The organism is Yokenella regensburgei (assembly GCF_051486985.1).
Lineage (GTDB): Bacteria > Pseudomonadota > Gammaproteobacteria > Enterobacterales > Enterobacteriaceae > CBFFRJ01.
This window is the reverse complement of sequence record NZ_JAHVDV010000075.1, coordinates 1-2,279: the sequence shown is the minus strand read 5'-3', so window position 1 is coordinate 2,279 and position 2,279 is coordinate 1. Positions and strand designations below refer to the sequence as shown.

The window sequence follows — 2,279 nt, the reverse complement described above, 5'->3', positions numbered from 1 at the left end:
CGCCTTATGAGGCATCTCCCGCAGCAGTTTTCCCCAGACGCTGTTCTGCCCTTCCCAGCGCAGTTCGCCTTCGATATCTGTCATCCGCTCCGGTGTGCCGTTCGGCTGACAGTGAAACCAGTAAATGTCGGGTGATTCCGTACCATCAATACGCGCCAGCGGCTCATAGCTGCTCTGATCGCTGTAAACGTAAGTGAGCGGGACGCCGTCGTGGATTTCCTGCAACAGACGGAAACCTTCCCACAGGAAACGGGTTGTGACACGTTTGCCAACGGGTTGTCCGCACAACAGTTGCTGACGCGTTTTGCTGATACGCCTGCCTGATGGATCGTAGCGGAAGCTCACCCGGGTCTGGGGTTTATTACGGTCACGCGGCTGGCTCAGGGCTGGAACAGCAGATCGAGATCATCAGCCAGTTGCCGCGAACCAGGCAGAAGCTGGTTTCCAGGATTTTAAACGTGACAGGGAAAATGCCGTAATTACAGCCAGATAACGCGGTAGCTAAGGGCGGCAACCCTTAACCACCACTCACCACAACTAACTAAGCCGAAGTTAATTATGGCTGAGCGCGATTCTAAACCAGAAGTGACCATTACCAAAACCCAGCGCCGCTATAAAGTCGGCTATGTCGGTATCTGTCTGTCACACCAACCGTAAAACCAAAGTCCCCACCCGTTACTCACTAAGCCCCAGCATCCACCTTAAGGGCGACTGGCTCAAAGAGGCGGGATTTGATACCGGGCGCGGTGTGACGGTGAGGATTTCAGAAGGGTGCATCGTGCTGATCGCCGACTGCGACGAGGTGCAGGAGCTGTGCGAGCAACTTTATCAGGTGCGACAGGTGATGAAGGGGATTAAGGAGGTGGTTGTTTTGTGGAATGAACGGCGACGACTGAGTAAAAATAAGCCGGGAAGATTTAATTTCTTGCCCGGCTTTATACTAGAATGTCCTATATCGCTGATATATTATTATTTGATTTTCACTTTCTCTACACGTACTCCAATCAATTTGGTACCTTTTATTCTGTTGTAGATGCTTTCATATATAAGCAATCCTTTGCTTGTACAGCATATTGGATGTGTTGGATATTCATTTTCTAGTAAAAAACATGGAGATCGTTCCCTTCTCGCTCGGAAATGACATTCCGGGCAAACTGCTTCCCTCTCATTTTCAGGAACGGGTACCCCATCAAAAATATAGGCTTTTTCGCCTCTAAGTACAATATATTCATGCTTGCTAACAAAAGTCACAAACGGTTGTTTAGTATCATTCTTTGCCACACCATTATAAACTGAACCAATATTTAGATGTTCACTGGCATTTTCTCCTAATAATTCAAATAAGCGGCATGACATAACACCGGGTATGGAAAGATGGCCTACAAATGGCATATCTAAGTTTTTTCTTATTTTCCCATCAGTAACAAAATCCATAGCGCTATGAGGAAGTTTTAATCTGGTACAACGATGACAAAAGTGTTCTTTATTTTCGGATATCCACTCAGGAACTAAATCGTAAACATCCATTCCTGAGTAATAAAGATGATAAAGCTGTTCACGTATCATGGTATTTTCTTATAATTGCCTTTAGTCATGTTATCAATAACAGCATCGAAGATACTGGTTCTGTGAGTTGCATCCGTCTTTTTAGCTGCATCAAGTACCGCATCCAAAGCTTTTTGCTGAGCACCGGGCTGACTTTGCATCATATCCTCCCAATCAATCGCACCGCCACCTTTACCACCACCTCTCATTCCAAATAATTTTTTAAGGCTATCATTCAAATTATTATGGAAATCAACGTGAGGAGCTGTATCTAATTTGATCAAATCCTGCTTTTTATTCCCACCTAAGAATTTAGGTATTGGATGATGTTTCTGAGATGATCCACAGAACAATCCCAACGGATCGATCCAACTTAACGGATTAGGCGCATACTGATAAAGGTTTATCCCCCCCGCCAGCCCTATCGGGTCAGGCTGCGTAAACCGTCCACACTCCGGATCGTAGTACCTGAACAGGTTATAGTGCAGACCCGTTTCACGGTCAAGGTATTGGCCCTGCATCCGCAGGTTTTGTGGATAATCCGTCGCCTTATGAGGCGTCTCCCGCAGCAGTTTTCCCCAGGCGCTGTTCTGCCCTTCCCAGCGCAGTTCGCCTTCGATATCTGTCATCCGCTCCGGTGTGCCGTTCGGCTGACAGTGAAACCAGTAAATGTCGGGTGATTCCGTACCATCAATACGCGCCAGCGGCTCATAACTGCCCTGATCGCTGTAAAC

Annotated in this window: 2 protein-coding genes and 3 pseudogenes; 2 read left to right on the top strand and 3 right to left on the bottom strand. The window is 47.0% G+C overall.

Translation table 11 applies throughout. From position 1 onward, the window contains the following. Positions 1-384: pseudogene (locus KXR87_RS23410) on the bottom strand (RHS domain-containing protein); the annotation flags it as partial. On the opposite strand from KXR87_RS23410, the pseudogene KXR87_RS23405 reads away from it, so the two are divergent. Then, positions 381-479, top strand: a pseudogene (locus KXR87_RS23405) (transcriptional regulator); the annotation flags it as partial. The pseudogenes KXR87_RS23410 and KXR87_RS23405 sit on opposite strands and share 4 nt — an antisense overlap. Positions 480-558: 79 nt before the next feature. Continuing rightward, positions 559-859, top strand: a pseudogene (locus KXR87_RS23400) (SymE family type I addiction module toxin); the annotation flags it as partial. Between the two features lie 110 nt (positions 860-969). On the opposite strand, the gene KXR87_RS23395 reads toward KXR87_RS23400, so the two are convergent. Then, entirely contained in the window at positions 970-1,566 is a 597-nt protein-coding gene (locus tag KXR87_RS23395; RefSeq protein WP_437434566.1) for a hypothetical protein, read from the bottom strand. Next, a partial coding sequence (locus KXR87_RS23390) for an RHS repeat domain-containing protein (RefSeq protein ID WP_437434565.1) occupies positions 1,563-2,279 on the bottom strand: 717 nt, incomplete at its 5' end. The genes KXR87_RS23395 and KXR87_RS23390, both read right to left, overlap by 4 nt.

What these genes read in the sequence shown, in the direction of transcription:
- KXR87_RS23395 (WP_437434566.1), bottom strand. Translation starts at nt 1,566, where the DNA reads ATGATACGTGAACAGCTTTATCATCTTTATTACTCAGGAATGGATGTT.